The following is a 17,915-nucleotide window of genomic DNA, read 5'->3' as shown; positions in this document are numbered from 1 at the left end:
TTTTGATCTGCCAAGCTGCTAAGCTCACCGTAATTGAAGACAACGGTGGTGACTCAGCGCTGCCTTACTATCGATCTCTCAATCCCGAGCCCTCCTCTTCTGTTTCAAATGACCTGACCTCACAACTGGATCCTGTAGCAGCACAGGGATTGCCGGTACGCACCACTCGAATGACTCCGGGGACAGTTCAGGGCCGGATCATCAACGCGCCAGACCTGCAGCCTTTGTTCCTGATCGGGGACGATGAAACATCACGTCGATGGCTACAAGAACGCGGTGCGGTGCTGAAGCAGATGCAGGCAGTAGGACTGGTAGTCAACGTGGTCACACAAGAACGACTTGCCGTAGTCAGGAGTTGGCTGCCCGACGCGCTCGTGTCCCCCGCATCGGGTGACGAGCTTTCTCAACGACTCGGCCTGAATCACTATCCGGTGTTGATCACCCCAACCGCCATCGAGCAGTAGGAGGTCGGGTTATGGCTCACGATTACGCCATTGAATCACTGCTCAGACCTGCCGTAGAGCTGTACACCGTGTACGTGTGCGCTGCAGGTGCATTCCTATGCGTGTTCGCTCCCTGGGCGTTTGCGCTTACTCCGCTATTCGGCCTCGTGACCTCCGCAGGTTTTCTGGCTCTGGGTATGGTGCGCCTGAAACAAGCATGGCAGGTGCTACGCTATCGCCGAAACATCCGTCGGCTGCCTCATTACACGATGACCAGTAAAGAAGTGCCGGTCAGCAATCAACGTCTCTTCATCGGTCTTGGCTTTCGCTGGCAGCAGCGCCATACCCAGCGGCTGATGGACACTTACCTGCCCAAATACGCCAGCTATGTTGAAGCCACCCCACTGTTCCGCGCCGCTCGTCGTTTTGAGGAAAGAGCGGAGTTTGCTCCATACCCTGTCCGACTTCTGGCCAGAGCCACGTCATGGGACGTGCCCATCAATCCTGTGCGACCGCTTCCCCCGGTAGGCGGGATGCCAAGACTGCACGGCATTGAGCCCTTCGAGGAAAACGTTTCGCTCCCTTTGGGCGAGCGAGTAGGCCATTCGATTGTTCTGGGCACCACCCGTGTCGGAAAAACGCGCCTGGCTGAATTGTTCATCACCCAAGACATTCGGCGGAAAAAACACGGCCAGCATGAGGTCGTTATCGTCTTCGACCCGAAGGGCGACGCCGATCTGCTCAAGCGCATGTATCTCGAGGCCAAACGCGCCGGACGCCTGAATGAATTTTACGTGTTCCACCTGGGCTGGCCGGATCACTCGGCACGCTACAACGCCGTTGGCCGTTTCGGACGGATCTCGGAAGTGGCCACCCGGATCGCAGGCCAGCTCTCCGGCGAAGGAAACTCGGCAGCGTTCCGTGAATTCGCCTGGCGTTTCGTGAACATCATCGCCAGAGCCCTTGTCGCTTTAGGTCGTCGACCTGACTACCTGCAGATCCAGCAGCACGTGATCAACATCGAAGGGATCTTCCAAGAATACGCCTCTAAATACTTTGATGAGTTCGACCCAAAGGCTTGGGAGACGATCGTCGCTATCGAGGGCAAGCTCAACGACAAGAACATCCCTTTCAACATGAAGGGCCGGCCGTTCCGGGTAGTGGCCATCGACCAATACCTGTCACAGACTCGCGTGGCAGATCCGGTGATGGATGGACTGCGCAGTGCCGTGCGCTACGACAAGACCTATTTCGACAAGATCGTCGCCTCGCTACTGCCGCTGCTTGAGAAGCTGACAACCGGGCGCATGGCGGAACTGATCTCGCCTGACTATCAGGACGTGAACGATCCGAGACCAATCTTCGACTGGATGCAGGTGGTCCGCAAAAAGGCCGTGGTCTACATCGGGCTGGATGCCTTGTCGGACACGGAGGTCGCCGCTGCAGTCGGCAATTCGATGTTCTCCGACCTGGTGTCAGTCGCAGGCCATATCTACAAGTTCGGCGTTGACGATGGGTTACCGGGCGGCGTCCCTGGCACCAAGGTGCCTATCAATCTCCATGCTGACGAGTTCAACGAACTGATGGGGGAGGAATTCATCCCGATGATCAACAAAGGCGGCGGTGCCGGCATGCAGGTCACGGCCTACACCCAGACCATGAGTGACATTGAGGCCAAGATTGGTAACAAGGCAAAGGCTGGTCAGGTGATCGGTAACTTCAACAACGTGTTCATGCTGCGCGTACGTGAAACGTCCACCGCCGAGCTGCTCACCAACCAGTTGCCCAAGGTTCAGGTGTTCACCTCTACGCCCGCCAGCTCGGCCACGGACTCTGCATCTGGAACCACCGCATTCACCTCCGCCAGCCATGACCAGGTACAGCAAGTCAGCGTCCCGATGATTGAGCCCGCGCATGTGGTCGGGCTGCCCAAGGGGCAATGTTTCGCGTTGATTGAAGGTGGAAACCTTTGGAAAGTGCGAATGCCGCTGCCTGGCCATGACCCTGACGAGGAGATGCCGACAGATCTGCAGGCCTTGGCTGAAAGCATGCGTCAGACCTATCAGGTCGGCAAGGTTGACGACACGGGCTGGTGGTCAGCGCCCGGTTATCAAACTCTGAACGAGTCCCTGCCTGCAGATCTGCTCGACGACTTCAAAAAAATCGCTGTTGCACCTGAGGATGCGGCATGACTCTCGGCGGGTTGAGCGATCGGCAAGGGGGCATCTGATATGGCTGACGTTGCCGATCGCGCGAAACAGCAACAAGACCAGGAACAAAGCTTCATCGGGTCTCTCTTCACCCTGCCGTTCCGGTTCGCGGCCGTGATGTTCCTCTCTCTGGGCGGTGCGATCATCGTCGAATGGATCTGCATGTACTTTTTTTGGCCGGAGGCTGGCTGGCAGCATGCTCGCGCAATGCTCGATCATGAGCTCAGTTGGCTCTCCAAAGGTTTTCTACAGAGTGTGGTCGTTCAAGAGCCAGGCAGAACAGCGACATGGCTGGTTCAAACCACGTATGACTGGCTGGTGGTCAAGACAGGACTGCAGGAGTGGGTTCAGCGGACTGCTGGCTATGCACAGAGTGGGCAGCCACCTCGCGGCTTCGACATGCGATACATGCTCGGCGTAGGAGTCAGCAAGTTTCAGGACTACGGTCTTGCCGCACTCTACACCACGCTGGTGTTTTGTGTGCGCATGGTGATTCTGACACTCGCGATTCCGTTGTTTTTGATGACAGCTTTCGTTGGCTTCGTCGACGGACTGGTACGCCGGGATCTTCGACGGTTCGGCGCAGGCCGCGAGTCCAGCTACCTGTATCACAAGGCACGCGCCACGATGGGGCCGCTGGTGATTATCCCCTGGAGCCTCTATCTGGCTCTGCCTTTCAGCGTGAGCCCTCTGCTTGTACTCCTGCCGTGCGCAGCACTGCTGGGCCTGGCGGTCAGCATCACGGCGTCCAGTTTCAAAAAATATATATGAGCGCCTCCCATTTGCCAGGCGGACGCATGTGATGACGGACAAGACGGTTGCAGCTATATATCCGGCCTCAATGCCACCGAAGCGGCGGGCCCTAATGAGTTCCGCTGACTCACGCCTCATTACCTTTGCGAACTCAGGGTTCGATATTTTTTTCAGGCTTGATGAGTCCCGGTCCGACCTGTGCTGCCATTACCTACGCTGCCTGCGCAACCTGTGGATGTTTACTGTCTACCCTTCACCTTTCCTGCCTCAATTGATCCCCTCACGGTGCCGATACTGCCGTCCAAGGGCATTGATAGGGCCGGTCATGCGCCAAGACCGCCCAGATCGTCCGCGCCATCTTGTTGGCCAAGGCCACCACCGCCACATTCAGTGGCCGCCGCTTCTGCAGCTCCCTCACCCAGGGCCCCGGATCTTTCGCATTCTGGATGACACTGTGCGCACCATTAATAAACAATTTGCGCAAATACCGGTCACCCTGTTTGCTGATCCCCTGCAGGGTGATTTTGCCCCCTGTACCGGTCTGTCGCGGCACCAAGCCAGCCCAAGCGGCAAATTCGCGGCCCGAGCTAAACGCGCGTGGATCACCCATCGCCGCCACCGCGGCCGTCGCCGTCGCCGTGAGCAAGCCCACTCCTGGGATAGCGACCAGCGCCTTGACCGCCTCATCTGCGCGGCTCAACTCGCGAATCCGCCGCTCGATAGTGACGACTCGTTCTTCAAGTCGGTCGAGCTCGTGCCATTGCTCTCGCAAGCTATCGATCAGCGCCCCAGGCAAGCGCTCGGACAACAGGATCAAAATCTCCGGCAGCCTCCGATTGAGTGCCGCCTGGCCTTTGCCGATGATTTCGCCATACTCCGCGATCAAACCACGCAGGGCATTGCCCTGCATCTGCTTGCATTTGAGCAACTGCGAGCGGATCCGGTGCAAGGCGAGCATGGCTTGTTGGGTTTCACTCTTGACCGCCACGGCACGACTCGGCTGTTGCACGGCACGCCAGATAGCCTGGGCATCAGCCATGTCATTCTTGTGAGGCAGGTTGAAGGCTTTAACGTACGCACCCGGCATCAGTTTGACCTGGTGCCCCATGCCCAGCAGTTGCCGAGCCCAATGATGCGCGCCTCCGCAGGCTTCCATCCCTATCAAACAGCTCGGACGGTTGGCAAAGTACGCCAAGAACCGATCACGCTTGAGAGGCTTGTTCACCACCTCTCCGGTTTGGTCATCCACGTAATGCACCTGGATGATGTGCTTAGCAATGTCGATACCGACCGGCATGGGTTGCATGGTGCATTCCTCCGCGTGGTTGGAAACCTTCATTCACTAGACCTTAGCTCAATGCCTTGGCCTCTTCACCCGGATCAATCCGAGCGGGTAATGAGGGAGGCGCTCATATCATTACCTTTAGGTGCCCTTCATGCAATGGACAGAAGAACAACTGCCCGCGATCCACTCGACTGCGAAGAAGCTATTGGTCCAGGCATTTGCCGGTACCGGGAAAACAACAACGCTCGTCGGATACGCCAAGCACAATGCGTCGGTCAAAATGCTGTACCTCTGCTACAACAAGGCCGTTGAGATGGCAGCCAAGAACCGCTTTCCACGTAATGTGACCTGCAAAACGGCCCACGGCCTTGCCTACGCGGTCTATGGCAGCCAGTACAAACACAAGCAGGCTGGTAATCTGCGCTTGACCGACATCGCGAGGACGATCAATACCCAGGATTGGGAGCTGGCCAAGGACATCGTCTCGACCCTCAATGCGTTCATGGCCAGCAAGGACCTGGAGCTGCTGGAGGACCACTTTGTACGGTTCCAAAGCAACCGCACGCTGACCTCGGTCCAGCAGCAGTACATGAGTAAAGCGCTGAATCTGACCAGAGACGTTTGGAACAAGATGGTCAATATCCATGACCGCTCAGCCTCCATGACGCACGACGGCTATCTGAAGCTCTATCAGATGAGCCAGCCAGATCTGAGCCAGCGTTTCGGTGCGATTTTGCTCGACGAAGGGCAGGACGTGAATCCAGTCATCGCGAATCTGGTCCAGATCCAAACAATCATTCAAATGACCGTCGGTGATCGACATCAGCAGTTGTATCGGTTCAGAGGCGCTGTGGATGCTTTGAACAGCTCAGCGATGAGGGATGCCGAGAAACATTTTCTGACTCAGAGTTTCAGATTTGGGCCGGCAGTGGCTTATGTGGCCAACGTCATTCTGTCCTTCAAGGGCGAAAAGATCCTCTTGCAAGGTCTGGGACAGCCCACGTTGGTGAAACGAGCCTTACCGGAGGATCTACCTCACCGCACCTACCTGCACCGCACGGTGAGCGGTGTGATCGAGAACGCGCTGCGTCTGGTCAACCAAAACCACCGCATGCAGTGGATCGGAGGTATCGACAGCTATTCCTTGCGCGATCTGGAGGACCTGTTCTATTTCAGCCGGGACATGAAGGACCAGGTCCAGCAGCGAAAATTGCTCACTGACTATGCCGATTACGACCAGTATGTCGTGATCGCGAAGGCCACGCAGGATCCTGAGATGTTGCGTTCGATCAAAATCATCGAAAACTACCCAGACCTGCCTCAACGAATCGAGCAACTGCGTGCTGCATCTATCACCTCGGAGCTCGATGCCACCGTGACCCTCAGCACTGCGCACAGAGCCAAAGGTCTGGAGTGGGACTTCGTAGGACTTTATGACGATTTTTCTGCGGATCCGCTCTCGCCTGACATTGATGCCGGCAAACGCGACGATGAGCTGAACCTTCTGTACGTGGCTGTCACACGGGCCATGAAGATTCTGGCGGTCAATTCGCTGGTGATCGACATCATGCAGCGCTTTAAAGACAACCGATCAATCATTGCGGCCGTAGAGTGAGGGTGACCCATGACCACATTTGAATACACCCAGACCTTCGTCCCACTCCCCTACAAAACCGTTACCAGCGGCGTGCTGATGTTGGGGTCGATAGAGAAAAAGGAAAAAATCGTACGCTAAGTGTAACGACCTGCAATCGAAATGGCCCCGACCTGCAATCACCGCGTTTTTGGACCGGGATTGATTGCGCCTATGCGGCCCCGCAAACCAGCATTGACTGCAAATGAACCTGCATTCATCCGCTTCGACCTGCTATCGAGCGCGCCCGCCTAGGATTAAATGCGACTGAAAAAAGCCGATTTTGGCGTGCAGCAAACGGTATTTTCGTCGGCCCAGCCAGGCGGCACTAGGGTTTACGAACACTCCCGGAAGATTGTCTCTTTCGGCTCTAGAAGCTGAGAACTTATCATATCAAAAATGAAAAGCCACCCTATTGTGACGCAAAAAGCGCCTCAGCCCCGCGTCTCACAAGGGTATACTTAAATGAGACAGAAGCGGCGAGTGGTCACTCGCAAATAATTCCGGTTCATGACGGTCGATTGCTGGTCGAACCAGATGAATGCAGGTTCATTCGCAAATAATCCCGGTTTGCCGGCTCGGATAGACGCAATCAATCCCGGTCCAAAAACGCGATGATTGCAGGTCGAGGCCATTTCGATTGCAGGTCGTTACACTTATGGGGCAACGCCAAGTCGGCAGATGGCTCAATTCTGCATCAGCGATAACACCTAAAACCAAGTTTCCATCTGGATGCCGTATTGCCATACACCACCAGAATTGAAGTCGCTTTTGCCGAAGTTGCCAGTCGTGCTGTAGCGGTCCAGGTCCGAAGTCCAATTCATCAGGCTTGCGAACACTCGCAGTTCGGGACGTGTGAGCAGGTCACCCATGTCCGGCTTGAAGGTCGGTGCCACCGTAAACTTCCAGAAGTTACCGTCGACGGCATTGCGTTGCAGGTAGCCTTTGGGGTCGAGGTCCATGGTTTGCCAACTCAGCTCGTAGGCCATCTCGAAGTTGCTGTTGATCTCGTTGGCCAGGCGCATGTTCAGCGTGAGCCAGCGGTAATCGTCGCCTTTGACGTAGCGGTCTTTGCTTTGCTCGGCCAGCAGGCTCGGGCCGATGCGCCATCCCGGCGCGATAGGTGTCTCGCCATACATGGCCAGACGCACCGCGCGGGCGTCGTCGATCAGTTCGCCATCCGCGCCGATATCCTTGACCTGTGCACCCAGGCCCTGCCCATAGAGCAACGCCGCCTTGAAGAAGCCTTCGCGACCGAAAAAGTCCTTCTGGTGATTAGCCAGCATGGTGTGCAGGCCTGAGTCTGCGGGCGCAAAAGCGGCTTGATTGGTGCGCGTACCGACGTCGTTTTTCTTTGCGCCGATGGCGTTGAACATCCACTGCCACTGACCATTGTCGAGGAATTGGTTGGAGGTCAGGATGTAGCTTTCCACATCGGCATCGACGCCGCCCTCACTGAAATCTCCGTAGTTACGTCCGATCAGGGAGTAGTTCGAGCGCCAGTCCCTAGTCATCTGCACATCGTAGATACCGCCACCGGTCCCGGCCAGAAAGACCACGTCCGAGTCAAGCCAGTGGATATCGAAATTATCCCTGTCGAAGCGCTTGCCGACCCACAGGGTGGAGTTCTCGAACACTGAATTACCCTTGAAGGCGGCGATGTGGTCGAGTTCGGTAAATACCTGACGCACGTTCAGGCTGCTTTCGGTGGGTGTCCAGTCGTTATAGCTTTCAACGCCATCGGCGACGGAGACGGTGAACTTGGAGCGCGTGCCGTTCTGCGCGTAGGTTTCTTTCGACAGGTCGAAGCGCATGTAGGTGTCGTCTTCATTACCCAGTCGCCCGACCGCACCGCCGACTGAACCCGCCGGGGTCGTATAAGGCCCGCCGCGCCCCCCGCCCAGCCCGTCGTTGACCAACAAGCCGGAACGGGCGTAGCCCTTGAAGCTGAAGCCGTCGGTGAGATGCCCGGTACCGCTTGGCTTCTCCATGCTCAATTGGCGGGCTTCGAGTTTTGCAACACGATCATCCAGGGCAGGCGCTGGACTGGCTGCCACAGTGGGGGCCACAGCAGGCGCCGCAGGCTGCAAAACAGGGTTGGAAAGTTTGATTTGTTGCAGCTCCTTGGCGAGCGCCTGGGTTTGCTGTTCGGCTGCGGCTGCACGCCTTTCAGCAGCGCTGGCACGGGCTTCAAATGTAGCCATCCGCTCTTCCAGAGTCGCGGCCTGAGAGACCGCCGTCGAGGTGCCGAGCACGCCTGCGAGTACCCATCTTGATGCGTTCTGCATGTGGACTTCCTGTTTTGTTTTTATTGTTTTTGTGACGTTGGCCGAGCTTTTTCCTTGAGCGCAGAATTGTGCGAATCGAAGAAAAAAGGGTGCCACATCGAAAATACGCTGTTACATTGACGATGTTAACGTTAACTTTTATAAAAACAAAAATAAAGAGGGCTCTATGAAACAGCTGAAATCTCTTCTTCCTGTGGCGCTTCTCACTCTGTCTGCGGGGTTCTCTGCGCTGTCCAACGCAGCAAATCTGACGATCTCGTGCGGGGCCGTCGGAGCAGAATTGCAACTGTGCAAAGAGGCTGTTGATGCCTGGTCGAAACAGACCGGCAATGACGTCCAAGTGGTCTCCACGCCTAACTCGGCAACCGAGCGCCTGTCGTTCTATCAGCAAATTCTCAGTACCAAGTCCACCGACATCGACATCATTCAAATCGACATGGTGTGGCCCGGCATGCTCGCCAAACACCTGACGGATCTGCGCGAGCTACTTCCAGCGGATGCCACACAGGGCTATTTCCAGGCTCAGGTGGACAACGCCACCGTTGACGGCCGACTGGTAACGATGCCCTGGTTCACCGACTCGGGGCTGCTGTATTACCGCAAGGATTTGCTCGACAAGTACCAAAAGCCGGTTCCCCAGACCTGGGAGGACATGACGGCCACCGCCAGGCACGTGCAACAGGCCGAGCGCGAGGCAGGAAACGCCAATATGTGGGGTTATGTCTTCCAGGGGCGCGCCTATGAGGGCTTGACGTGCAACGCCCTGGAATGGATCAGCAGCCAGCCGGAAGGCGGGTTGATCAACCCGAAAGGGGACATTGTGGTGAACAGTACGGCCTCGAAAGCCGCGCTGACTCTGGCGAAAAGCTGGGTGGGCGACATTTCTCCGCGCGGCGTACTCAACTACACCGAGGAAGAGGGGCGCGGCGTATTCCAGTCGGGGAACGCACTGTTCATGCGCAACTGGCCTTATGTCTGGGCGTTGGTGCAGAGCCCGGACAGCGCGGTAAAAGGCAAGGTCGGCATCGCCCCCCTGCCCCGCGGCGGAACCAACGGCACCCACGCCTCCACACTCGGAGGCTGGGGCCTGGCCGTCTCGCGATACAGCGCCAACCCCAAGCTGGCGGCAGAGCTGGTGGCTTACCTGACCAGCGCACGAGAGCAAAAGCATCGCGCCCTGGCAGGCGCTTACAACCCGGTGATCGAGTCGCTTTATAACGATCCCGAATTGCTCGCGGCAATGCCTTACTACAACCAGTTGCACGGCATCCTCGCCAATGGGGTGATGCGCCCCGCCGCCATCACCGGCAGCGGCTACCCACGCGTATCCAATGGGTTCTTTGACCGGGTGCATAGCGTGCTGGCGGGCGATTTGCCGGTCGATCAGGCACTGCTTGAGCTGGAAACCGAACTGACGCGCATCAAACGCCGCAACTGGTAAGCCACACGCAAGGAAATCACCATGCCTTCCTCCTCTATCGACTTCCCCCGTGACGACGTTCTCATGACTCGGGAAACGCCTGTGCAACGTCGCAGGGTACGCGCTGCATGGCTGTTTCTGACGCCGATGCTGGTGTGCCTGACGCTGGTGGCGGCCTGGCCATTACTACGCACATTCTGGTTCAGCCTGACTGATGCCGACCTGTCGGACATCGAAAGCAGCTCATTCGTCGGCCTGAGCAACTACCTGTTCTACGACGGTGCCATCTGGTCAGGCGTGTTAGTCGATCCGCAGTGGTGGAACGCGGTGCGCAACACCTTGTATTTCACTGTGGTGTCGGTAGGTCTGGAAATGGTCCTGGGGCTGTTGGTCGCGTTGCTGCTAAACGTCAAGTTCACCGGCCGCGCGCTGGTCCGTGCATTGATTCTGATCCCTTGGGCGATTCCGACTATTGTCTCGGCGAAGATCTGGTCATGGATGCTCAATGACCAGTTCGGCATCATCAACCACCTGATGCTGAACATTGGCTTGATTGACGCGCCTCTGGCCTGGACAGCAGATGCAGACCTGTCAATGTGGGCCGTCATCATCGTCGACGTCTGGAAGACCGTACCCTTCGTCACCCTGCTGATGCTGGCGGCCCTGCAAATGCTACCGTGCGATTGCTACGAAGCCGCCAGGGTCGACGGCATTCATCCGGTGCGGGTGTTCTGGCGTGTGACCTTGCCGCTGCTGATGCCGGCCTTACTGGTCGCGGCGATCTTTCGCATCCTCGACTCATTGCGGGTCTTCGACGTCATATACGTACTGACCTCCAACTCTTCGAGCACCATGAGCATGTCGGTCTATGCCCGCCAGCACCTGGTGGAGTTCCAGGACGTCGGCTACGGCAGCGCCGCCTCCACCCTGCTTTTTCTGATCGTGGCGGTGATTGCCATGCTTTACCTGTACCTCGGACGTCGCCAGCTGGAGGTGCGCTCATGAACCTGCGCCCACTGAAGAAAGCGCTGCTGCGCCTGGCCTTCTGGGGCCTGGTCGGGGTCGTGCTGCTGTACGCGATCTTCCCTTTCTATTACGCCGCCCTGACCTCGCTGAAACCGTCCAGCGCCTTATTTGAAGTGAGCTACTGGATCACCGAAGCCGACTTCTCCAATTACGCAGCGGTCCTCAGCCAGGCTTCATTCCTGCAGGCCATCGCCAACTCACTGGTGGTTGCGCTGAGTGTAGTGATGCTGGCGCTGTTCCTCGGCCTGACGGCGTCCTATGCCTTGGGCAGAGTCAAGTTCCGAGGGCGCGGCACGGTGCTGATGATGGTGCTCGGCGTCTCCATGTTTCCTCAGGTCGCGGTGCTGTCGGGACTGTTTGAAGTGATCCGCGCACTGGGTCTGTACAACACCTCATGGGCGCTGATCCTGAGCTACACGATTTTCACCCTGCCCTTCACCGTCTGGGTGCTGACCACGTTCATGGGGCAACTGCCGCATGAACTGGAAGAAGCGGCAATCATGGATGGCGCATCGCCCTGGGTCACGCTGACCCGCGTGCTGTTGCCGCTGCTGTGGCCCGCCCTGGTCACGACCGGCCTGCTGGCGTTCATTGCCGCGTGGAACGAGTTCCTGTTTGCCCTGACCTTCACCCTGACAGACGCCCAGCGAACGGTCCCGGTCGCCATCGCCCTGATTTCGGGTGGCAGCTCCCACGAATTGCCCTGGGGCCTGTTGATGGCGGCGTCGGTGCTGGTGACCGTGCCACTGGTGATTCTGGTGCTGATCTTCCGGCGCCGCATCGTTTCCGGCCTCACCGCCGGCGCGTTGAAAGGTTGATGCACACAACTGACAAGGAACAGCATCGTGATGAAATTGAAGCTAGACAACATCAACAAGCAATTGGGCGGCACGCGTATTCTGCGCGACGTCAGCCTGGAGATCGCTGCCGGTGAGTTCGTTGTGTTCGTCGGCCCGTCGGGCTGCGGAAAGTCGACGCTGCTGCGCTTGATCGCCGGCCTGGATTCGATCTGTGCTGGCGACCTGCTGATCGACGGACGACGGGTCAATGACCTGGAACCACGCGAGCGTGGTGTCGGTATGGTCTTTCAGTCCTACGCCCTATACCCGCACATGAGCGTCTACGACAACATCAGTTTCGGCCTCAAGCTGGCCAAGACGGAAAAAAGCAGCCTGCGCGAACGCGTGCTGAAAACCGCGCAGATCCTGCAACTGGACAAACTGCTGCAGCGCAAGCCCAAGGAACTGTCCGGCGGGCAGCGCCAGCGTGTGGCCATGGGCCGAGCCATGGCGCGGGAACCGGACATCCTGTTGTTCGATGAACCGCTTTCCAACCTGGATGCCTCGTTGCGGGTACAGATGCGCAACGAAATCGCCCGCCTCCACAAGCGGCTGGGCTCGACGATGATCTACGTCACCCACGATCAGGTAGAGGCGATGACCCTGGCGGACAAGATTGTCGTACTCAACGGCGGTCAGGTCGAACAGGTCGGCTCACCACGCGAACTCTACGAGCGTCCTGCCAGCCTCTTCGTCGCCGGTTTTCTGGGCTCGCCAAGAATGAATTTTCTGCCAGTGAGCTTGCAGGCACCGGGTCGCAGCAGCCTGATCGATATCCCGGCACTGGGCATGAAATCCTTGCCCTTCGACAGCTCGAATCTGACCGAGGATGCGCAACTGACCTTGGGTGTGCGCCCGGAGCACATCACCCTCAATGCTGCGAACAACGGCGTTGGCGTCACGGTATCCGGTGTCGAATACCTGGGCAGCGAGGTCTATGTGCACCTGGCTACCGGCGCGAGCGAGCCCTTGATTTGTCGCTGCGATGCCAAGGCTGGCTGGCAGGTGGGTGACCAGGTCGCGCTGCAATTCGACGACAGCAACCTGCACCTGTTCGACGCCGATGGCCTGGCCCTGAAGCGCCACACAGACGCCAGTCAACACCTGACACCCTGCACCACACCGCACCTTGTACAAGCAGGCACCCTATGAGTTTTTCCGTGAATGCCATGAGCAACCCGATGTCCCCCGCCCTCGAACGCGCGCACCATGCGCTGGAAGAGGGCCTGTCGCAGCTCATCCACGATTATCGGCCCGGTTACCACCTGGCCCCGCCGGCAGGCTGGATGAATGACCCCAACGGGGTGGTGTTCTTTCGTGGCGAATATCATGCGTTCTATCAACACCACCCGTTCGACGCGAAATGGGGCCCGATGTACTGGGGCCATGCAAAGAGTGCCGATCTGGTCCATTGGCAACACCTGCCCATTGCCCTGGCACCCGGTGATGACTTCGACCGGGACGGTTGTTTTTCCGGCAGTGCAGTGGTGTATGGCGACACCCTGGCGCTGATCTACACCGGGCACACATGGCTGGGAGACGTGGGCGACGAGCGTTTTATCCGTCAGGTGCAGTGCCTGGCCACCAGCACCGATGGCATCAGTTTCGTCAAACACGGGGCCGTTATCGACACCCCGCCGCAAGACGAGATGATTCATTTCCGCGACCCGAAAGTCTGGCGACAGGATGGCCACTGGTACCTGATTGCCGGCGCGCGCCTGGGCGACAAACCGCTGCTGCCGCTCTATCGATCCAAGGACCTGCACGCGTGGGAATTCGTCAGCTATGTGTTCTCAGGCGACGACGGCGACGGCTATATGTGGGAATGCCCGGACCTGTTTGGCCTCAATGAACGCGACGTACTGCTTTACTCCCCCCAGGGCATGCCGGCACAGCGCTACGAGCGACTGAACAGGTTCCACACCGGCTATCGAGTGGGCCAGGTCGACAGTCAATGGCAGTTCACCGGCGGGCCTTTTATCGAGCTGGACAGCGGCCACGACTTCTATGCGGCGCAGACGCTGGTGGCGGCAGATGGCAGACGTCTGCTGTTGGCGTGGATCGACATGTGGGAAAGCCCGACACCCACCGAGACGCATCACTGGCGCGGCATGCTCGGCCTGCCGCGAGAACTTGAAGTGCGCGCCGATCGCCTTTGCGTGCAGCCCGCACGCGAACTGACAGCGCTGCGCAACGCAGCCTTGCCAGGCACTGCCTGGTGGAGCGACGCGGGTAGCCAGTGGCTGACCGACATACACGGCGACATGCTGGAAATCCACGTGCAGCTGGACCTGCTCGACTGCATTGAAGGCCACTTGGGCGTGGCATTGCGCTGCAGTCCGGATGGCCAGGAGCAGACCCTGCTTTACTACGATGCGTCGCTAAAACGTTTGATCCTCGACCGTACTCAGTCGGGCACCCACGTCAGCGGTCAGCGCAGCGTAGCGATAGATTCACAACAGAATCAGCTTGAACTGCGGATCTTCCTTGATCGCTCGTCCATTGAGGTGTTCGAGCAAAACGGCAGTTTCAGCTTCAGCAGCCGCCTTTATCCACAGACAGACAGCCTGGGGGTCAAGCTTGTTGCCAACGGCACAGGAGGCCGAGTCTGCATTGCCAACGCATGGCAGCTCTCCTCCGGATACCTGTAAGGTAAATCGTTGAAGTCGCGAAAAAAATCAGCTCTCTGTAGCATGATAATCATCAGTCAACCCGACAGGCCCCGACCCGCATGACCTCAGTTAAAGACGTTGCAAAACTGGCCGGTGTGTCTCTGATGACGGTATCTCGGGCGCTCAATGATCCGGGAAAGCTGAGCCCCGAGACTTATCATCGGGTGCGCAACGCGATTGATGAGCTTCAATTCGTACCCAGCCTGTCGGCTCGCCGGATTCGCGGCGACAACCTGCAGACCCGGACCATCGGCGTATTCGCCCTGGACACCGCAACGACGCCTTTTGCGGTCGAGCTGCTGCTGTCCATCGAACAGACCGCGCAGCAGGCAGGCTGGAACGTATTTATCCTCAACCTGCTGAGTAACCCGCCCACCGACCAGAACATTGACCTGATGCTCTCACATCGCCCCGACGGGTTGATCTTCAGCGCCATGGGCTTACGCAAAGTGAGTATCCCGCAGCGCTTGAAGAGCAAACCGCTGGTACTCGCCAACTGCGTAGCCGATGACAGCAGCCTTGTCAGTTATGTGCCGGACGACGAAATGGGTCAGTACCGTGCCTTGCACCACGCGTTCAGCAAGGGCTATCGACGCCCGCTGTTCATCAACCTGCCAAAACTGAGCCTAGCCTGGGAAATCCGCCAGGCGGGTATGCAGCGTGCCTGCGAGGCATTCGGTCTGGCTCGCGACGAACTCTTGCAATACAACCTGTCCGAGCATGACGCCTATTGGGAAACCGCCGCCATTCTTGCCCGGCATATGACGGATGACCGTCCGCAGTTCGACATTCTGATCTGCGGCAATGACCGCATTGCCTTCTGTGCCTATCAGTTGCTGCTGGGCCGGGGCCTGAAAATTCCCGGCGATGTCGCCGTGCTCGGTTACGACAACATGATCGGCATTGCCGAGCTGTTCATGCCTGCGCTGACCACGGTGCAGTTGCCGTATTACGAGATCGGTCGCAATGCTGCCCGGCACTTGATAGAAAGCCTCGACGTCTCGGGAGCCCAGCCAGTGGATTGTCCGCTGGTGGTCAGGGAATCGTTATGAACGACTGCACAGGATAATCAGGCATCAACGCTGAGCACTCACTGCCGGTATACCGGGCGTTGAGATTCAACCTGGCGAACGACAAACGACAACACCAAAAAAAGCGACCCTCAGGTCGCTTCCTTTGTTGTTTCAGCGAGTAACGGGATTACCGCGGCATATTATCGAGTTCGCCCCACGCCATATCACGCACGGCATCGCTGAAGCTGCGCTCACCTTCGAGGGCAACACGGTTTGCCTGATCCAGGCGCTTGGCAGTAGCGTCCATCGCTTGCCGCTCGCCGAGCAAGTCGGCGCGCAGCTGCTGCAGCAATGATGTGGTCTGTTGAAGCTCCATCGCCATCTCTTCGCTGTTCGAACCGCCGTCCTGAGCACCTCGTTCAAGTTGCGTCAGCAACTCGTCGCGGCGAACGACTAAGGCGTTGACTTGCGATGAGACCCTGTTAAGTTCAAGTCCTGTTGCCATGCCAGCTTCCACCCCTCTGCCAGCCAATATTTCCATGGCATGTCCGAGCGAACGCCGACTTTTTTCAACACTGAGCACATGGGCCAAAGCCGAAGTTTCCGTCTGCCTGGTCCGTTCGCCGGGTATCGAGTACACCATTTCGCTAGCTTGGCGCATGGCCTTTACAGCTTCATCCAGTGCCTGATGATTTCGTTTGAGCGACGCAAATGCACCCCGCACACTTTCTCCATCGGCGTTGCGGTCATCAATTTCAGGCGCTGACAATTCAGGAATGCGCAAAAGCAGTCTGTCTACATGCGCGGACACCGTCCCATAAGCATGCTGGAACGAACCGATAGCATTCGCCTCACGTTCATGCGCCGAATTCATTCGCTGAATTTTGCCGTCAAGTTGTCGCCATACGTCATTCGTTGTCAGCGCAGTAGCCTCCCCGGCGGTGCGCATCGTCGCCTCTTTACGCGGCGACGGAGGGCCATACGGAACATCCCCGGCCTGGGTTCTCTGCCCCAGAGCCTGAATACCGGATTGCTGTAATGCCCGTAACGGCGACTGCAGCGCTCTGCTTCCGGCTTCTAGCACCTCAATACCTTGCAAACCGTCATAAAGACCGTATCGGAACTGGATTTCCGCTTCGAACAACTGATGCGATGTCGCGCCAGTGGCCGAAACGTTCAGCAGCGGCAGCCCTATTCTTGAAGTCACGGGGTTTTCATCGGTGTTATGTACGGCGATCGCCGCCAGCCGATACAGATCAGGTGTGTTTTTGATCTTGTCCAGAACGCCGCGCCAATTCAGTTCGCTTGCTGGGGAGCCCGGCAAACCCAGCGCACGTGCCGACGCCTGCTGCTCACGCGCCAGTAGCGCGTCATTGATGGCGAACCTCGCCTGCGGACGCATCTCGAACACGTATCGCACCTGATTGATGTTGGGCAACGACTGGAAACAGCGCATAACCTGATCGAGGCCAGGTGTTTTGCGACGCAGTTCCGCCACGTCGTTCAGTTTGCTGCCAAGCCCTATATGGCCGATGGCGTGAAAGACTACGGTTTCCAGCGATTCACGCCCGAACAAGTTGAACTCCACCCGCGCGCCGGGAATTGCGCGGGCATGATGCTGGACGGCGCTTTGTTCCTGCTGACGCAATTGATGCAGCATCTCCACTACCGAGGCGCGATCAATTTCGGAGCTCGCCTGCCACACACTGTTGCCTGCGTTCGACATCTCTCGGGCCGCATCAAGGCGCTGACGGCGCAATGCATTTCCATCCAGGGCACCACCGGCTTCCACGTTACGCGCCTTCGAACCTTGTATACGGTCAATCACCTGATTGATTGTCGCGATACGCTCGCTGGGGCTGGTCGAATAAGCGAGCGCACCCAACTCCCCGATATTGTCAGGAAAGGCGCTGGCCAGGCGCTGACGCATCTGGCTCCACTCGTCGCCCGTAATGGGCTTGGCGACTTGCGTATCGAAGGTGCGTTTATAGCTGGCCGTCGACAGGAACGGGCCGCGGCGCTTATCGTCTACCATGCCATCGGTCGGCAGTTGCACATCGCTTGACGCAACGCGGATGCCGGCGAGCTGCAGGTTACCGTTTCCAGTAGACGCATTTATCAACTTTTGGGGGCGATCGCCGAGCGCTGAAGATAGCGCGCCTCCCAGATTCAGGTTGCTGTTGAACTCCAGATTGAAATCCGTGCGGCCCTGAAATTCCAGGCCGATAATCTCTGCCCAGGCATGATCCAGGTGCAACTCCATTTGCCCCCAGTGCGCGCCAGCCTGAGCCGTCGCGCCTACCGACAGTGCCCCCGACGCAGTACTGCGTCGG

The 17,915-nt window shown here is 58.0% G+C and carries 12 protein-coding genes and 2 pseudogenes; 11 read left to right on the top strand and 3 right to left on the bottom strand.

Annotated elements, in window-relative coordinates:
* The first annotated feature begins 2 nt into the window (after positions 1-2).
* From ALO80_RS25560 to ALO80_RS25550, 3 genes are read left to right on the top strand one after another with little or no spacing between them, the layout of a single operon-like run.
* On the top strand, positions 3-464 hold the full coding sequence (locus ALO80_RS25560; protein ID WP_055010997.1) for an integrating conjugative element protein: 462 nt from the start codon (positions 3-5) through the stop codon (positions 462-464).
* Positions 465-475: 11 nt separating this feature from the next.
* A complete protein-coding gene (traD, locus tag ALO80_RS25555; protein ID WP_055010996.1) occupies positions 476-2,635 on the top strand; it encodes a type IV conjugative transfer system coupling protein TraD in 2,160 nt (719 codons plus the stop codon).
* A 39-nt stretch (positions 2,636-2,674) separates the two neighbouring features.
* On the top strand, positions 2,675-3,424 hold the full coding sequence (locus ALO80_RS25550; protein WP_055010995.1) for a TIGR03747 family integrating conjugative element membrane protein: 750 nt from the start codon (positions 2,675-2,677) through the stop codon (positions 3,422-3,424).
* Positions 3,425-3,686: 262 nt separating this feature from the next.
* On the opposite strand, the gene ALO80_RS25545 is transcribed toward ALO80_RS25550, so the two are convergent.
* Positions 3,687-4,712, bottom strand: coding sequence for an IS110 family RNA-guided transposase (locus ALO80_RS25545; protein ID WP_055010994.1), 1,026 nt, complete (start codon positions 4,710-4,712; stop codon positions 3,687-3,689).
* Between the two features lie 130 nt (positions 4,713-4,842).
* On the opposite strand from ALO80_RS25545, the gene ALO80_RS25540 reads away from it, so the two are divergent.
* Both ALO80_RS25540 and ALO80_RS30120 read left to right on the top strand, forming a co-directional pair.
* Entirely contained in the window at positions 4,843-6,306 is a 1,464-nt protein-coding gene (locus ALO80_RS25540) for a UvrD-helicase domain-containing protein (RefSeq protein ID WP_055010993.1), read from the top strand.
* A gap of 9 nt (positions 6,307-6,315) precedes the next feature.
* Positions 6,316-6,405 (top strand): annotated as a pseudogene (locus ALO80_RS30120) (DUF4177 domain-containing protein); the annotation flags it as partial.
* A gap of 629 nt (positions 6,406-7,034) precedes the next feature.
* Here ALO80_RS30120 and ALO80_RS25535 read toward each other — a convergent pair.
* Positions 7,035-8,612 (bottom strand): carbohydrate porin, encoded by a 1,578-nt coding sequence (locus ALO80_RS25535; RefSeq protein WP_055010992.1) that lies wholly within the window; start codon positions 8,610-8,612, stop codon positions 7,035-7,037.
* A 166-nt stretch (positions 8,613-8,778) separates the two neighbouring features.
* On the opposite strand from ALO80_RS25535, the gene ALO80_RS25530 reads away from it, so the two are divergent.
* The 6 genes from ALO80_RS25530 (at position 8,779) to ALO80_RS25505 (ending at position 15,621) form a co-directional block, all read left to right on the top strand.
* Entirely contained in the window at positions 8,779-10,053 is a 1,275-nt protein-coding gene (locus ALO80_RS25530; protein WP_055010991.1) for an ABC transporter substrate-binding protein, read from the top strand.
* 21 nt (positions 10,054-10,074) lie between these two features.
* Complete coding sequence (locus tag ALO80_RS25525; protein ID WP_055010990.1) at positions 10,075-11,037, top strand: carbohydrate ABC transporter permease; 963 nt, start codon at positions 10,075-10,077, stop codon at positions 11,035-11,037.
* Complete coding sequence (locus tag ALO80_RS25520) at positions 11,034-11,876, top strand: carbohydrate ABC transporter permease (protein ID WP_055010989.1); 843 nt, start codon at positions 11,034-11,036, stop codon at positions 11,874-11,876. The genes ALO80_RS25525 and ALO80_RS25520 overlap by 4 nt, the downstream gene beginning before the upstream one ends.
* Before the next feature lie 27 nt (positions 11,877-11,903).
* Entirely contained in the window at positions 11,904-13,049 is a 1,146-nt protein-coding gene (locus tag ALO80_RS25515) for an ABC transporter ATP-binding protein (RefSeq protein WP_174518976.1), read from the top strand.
* On the top strand, positions 13,046-14,548 hold the full coding sequence (locus ALO80_RS25510) for a glycoside hydrolase family 32 protein (RefSeq protein ID WP_055010987.1): 1,503 nt from the start codon (positions 13,046-13,048) through the stop codon (positions 14,546-14,548). The genes ALO80_RS25515 and ALO80_RS25510 overlap by 4 nt, the downstream gene beginning before the upstream one ends.
* A gap of 80 nt (positions 14,549-14,628) precedes the next feature.
* Positions 14,629-15,621: a LacI family DNA-binding transcriptional regulator gene (locus ALO80_RS25505; protein WP_055010986.1), complete on the top strand. Its 993-nt coding sequence runs from the start codon at positions 14,629-14,631 to the stop codon at positions 15,619-15,621.
* A gap of 148 nt (positions 15,622-15,769) precedes the next feature.
* On the opposite strand, the pseudogene ALO80_RS25500 reads toward ALO80_RS25505, so the two are convergent.
* A pseudogene (locus ALO80_RS25500) lies at positions 15,770-17,915 on the bottom strand (type III effector); the annotation flags it as partial.

Origin of the sequence: Pseudomonas caricapapayae (assembly GCF_001400735.1) — a bacterium.
GTDB classification, from domain to species: Bacteria; Pseudomonadota; Gammaproteobacteria; order Pseudomonadales; family Pseudomonadaceae; genus Aquipseudomonas; species Aquipseudomonas caricapapayae.
Note: the sequence above shows the minus strand (reverse complement) of the source record. Positions and strands in the feature narration are given on the sequence as shown.

Excerpts from the sequence above, each read along its gene's own strand:
- ALO80_RS25505 (WP_055010986.1), top strand. The coding sequence starts at position 14,629 with ATGACCTCAGTTAAAGACGTTGCAAAACTGGCCGGTGTGTCTCTGATG.
- ALO80_RS25550 (WP_055010995.1), top strand. The coding sequence starts at position 2,675 with ATGGCTGACGTTGCCGATCGCGCGAAACAGCAACAAGACCAGGAACAA.
- ALO80_RS25545 (WP_055010994.1), bottom strand. The coding sequence starts at position 4,712 with ATGCAACCCATGCCGGTCGGTATCGACATTGCTAAGCACATCATCCAG.
- traD (WP_055010996.1), top strand. The coding sequence starts at position 476 with ATGGCTCACGATTACGCCATTGAATCACTGCTCAGACCTGCCGTAGAG.
- ALO80_RS25530 (WP_055010991.1), top strand. The coding sequence starts at position 8,779 with ATGAAACAGCTGAAATCTCTTCTTCCTGTGGCGCTTCTCACTCTGTCT.
- ALO80_RS25540 (WP_055010993.1), top strand. The coding sequence starts at position 4,843 with ATGCAATGGACAGAAGAACAACTGCCCGCGATCCACTCGACTGCGAAG.
- ALO80_RS25525 (WP_055010990.1), top strand. The coding sequence starts at position 10,075 with ATGCCTTCCTCCTCTATCGACTTCCCCCGTGACGACGTTCTCATGACT.
- ALO80_RS25510 (WP_055010987.1), top strand. The coding sequence starts at position 13,046 with ATGAGTTTTTCCGTGAATGCCATGAGCAACCCGATGTCCCCCGCCCTC.
- ALO80_RS25535 (WP_055010992.1), bottom strand. The coding sequence starts at position 8,612 with ATGCAGAACGCATCAAGATGGGTACTCGCAGGCGTGCTCGGCACCTCG.
- ALO80_RS25520 (WP_055010989.1), top strand. The coding sequence starts at position 11,034 with ATGAACCTGCGCCCACTGAAGAAAGCGCTGCTGCGCCTGGCCTTCTGG.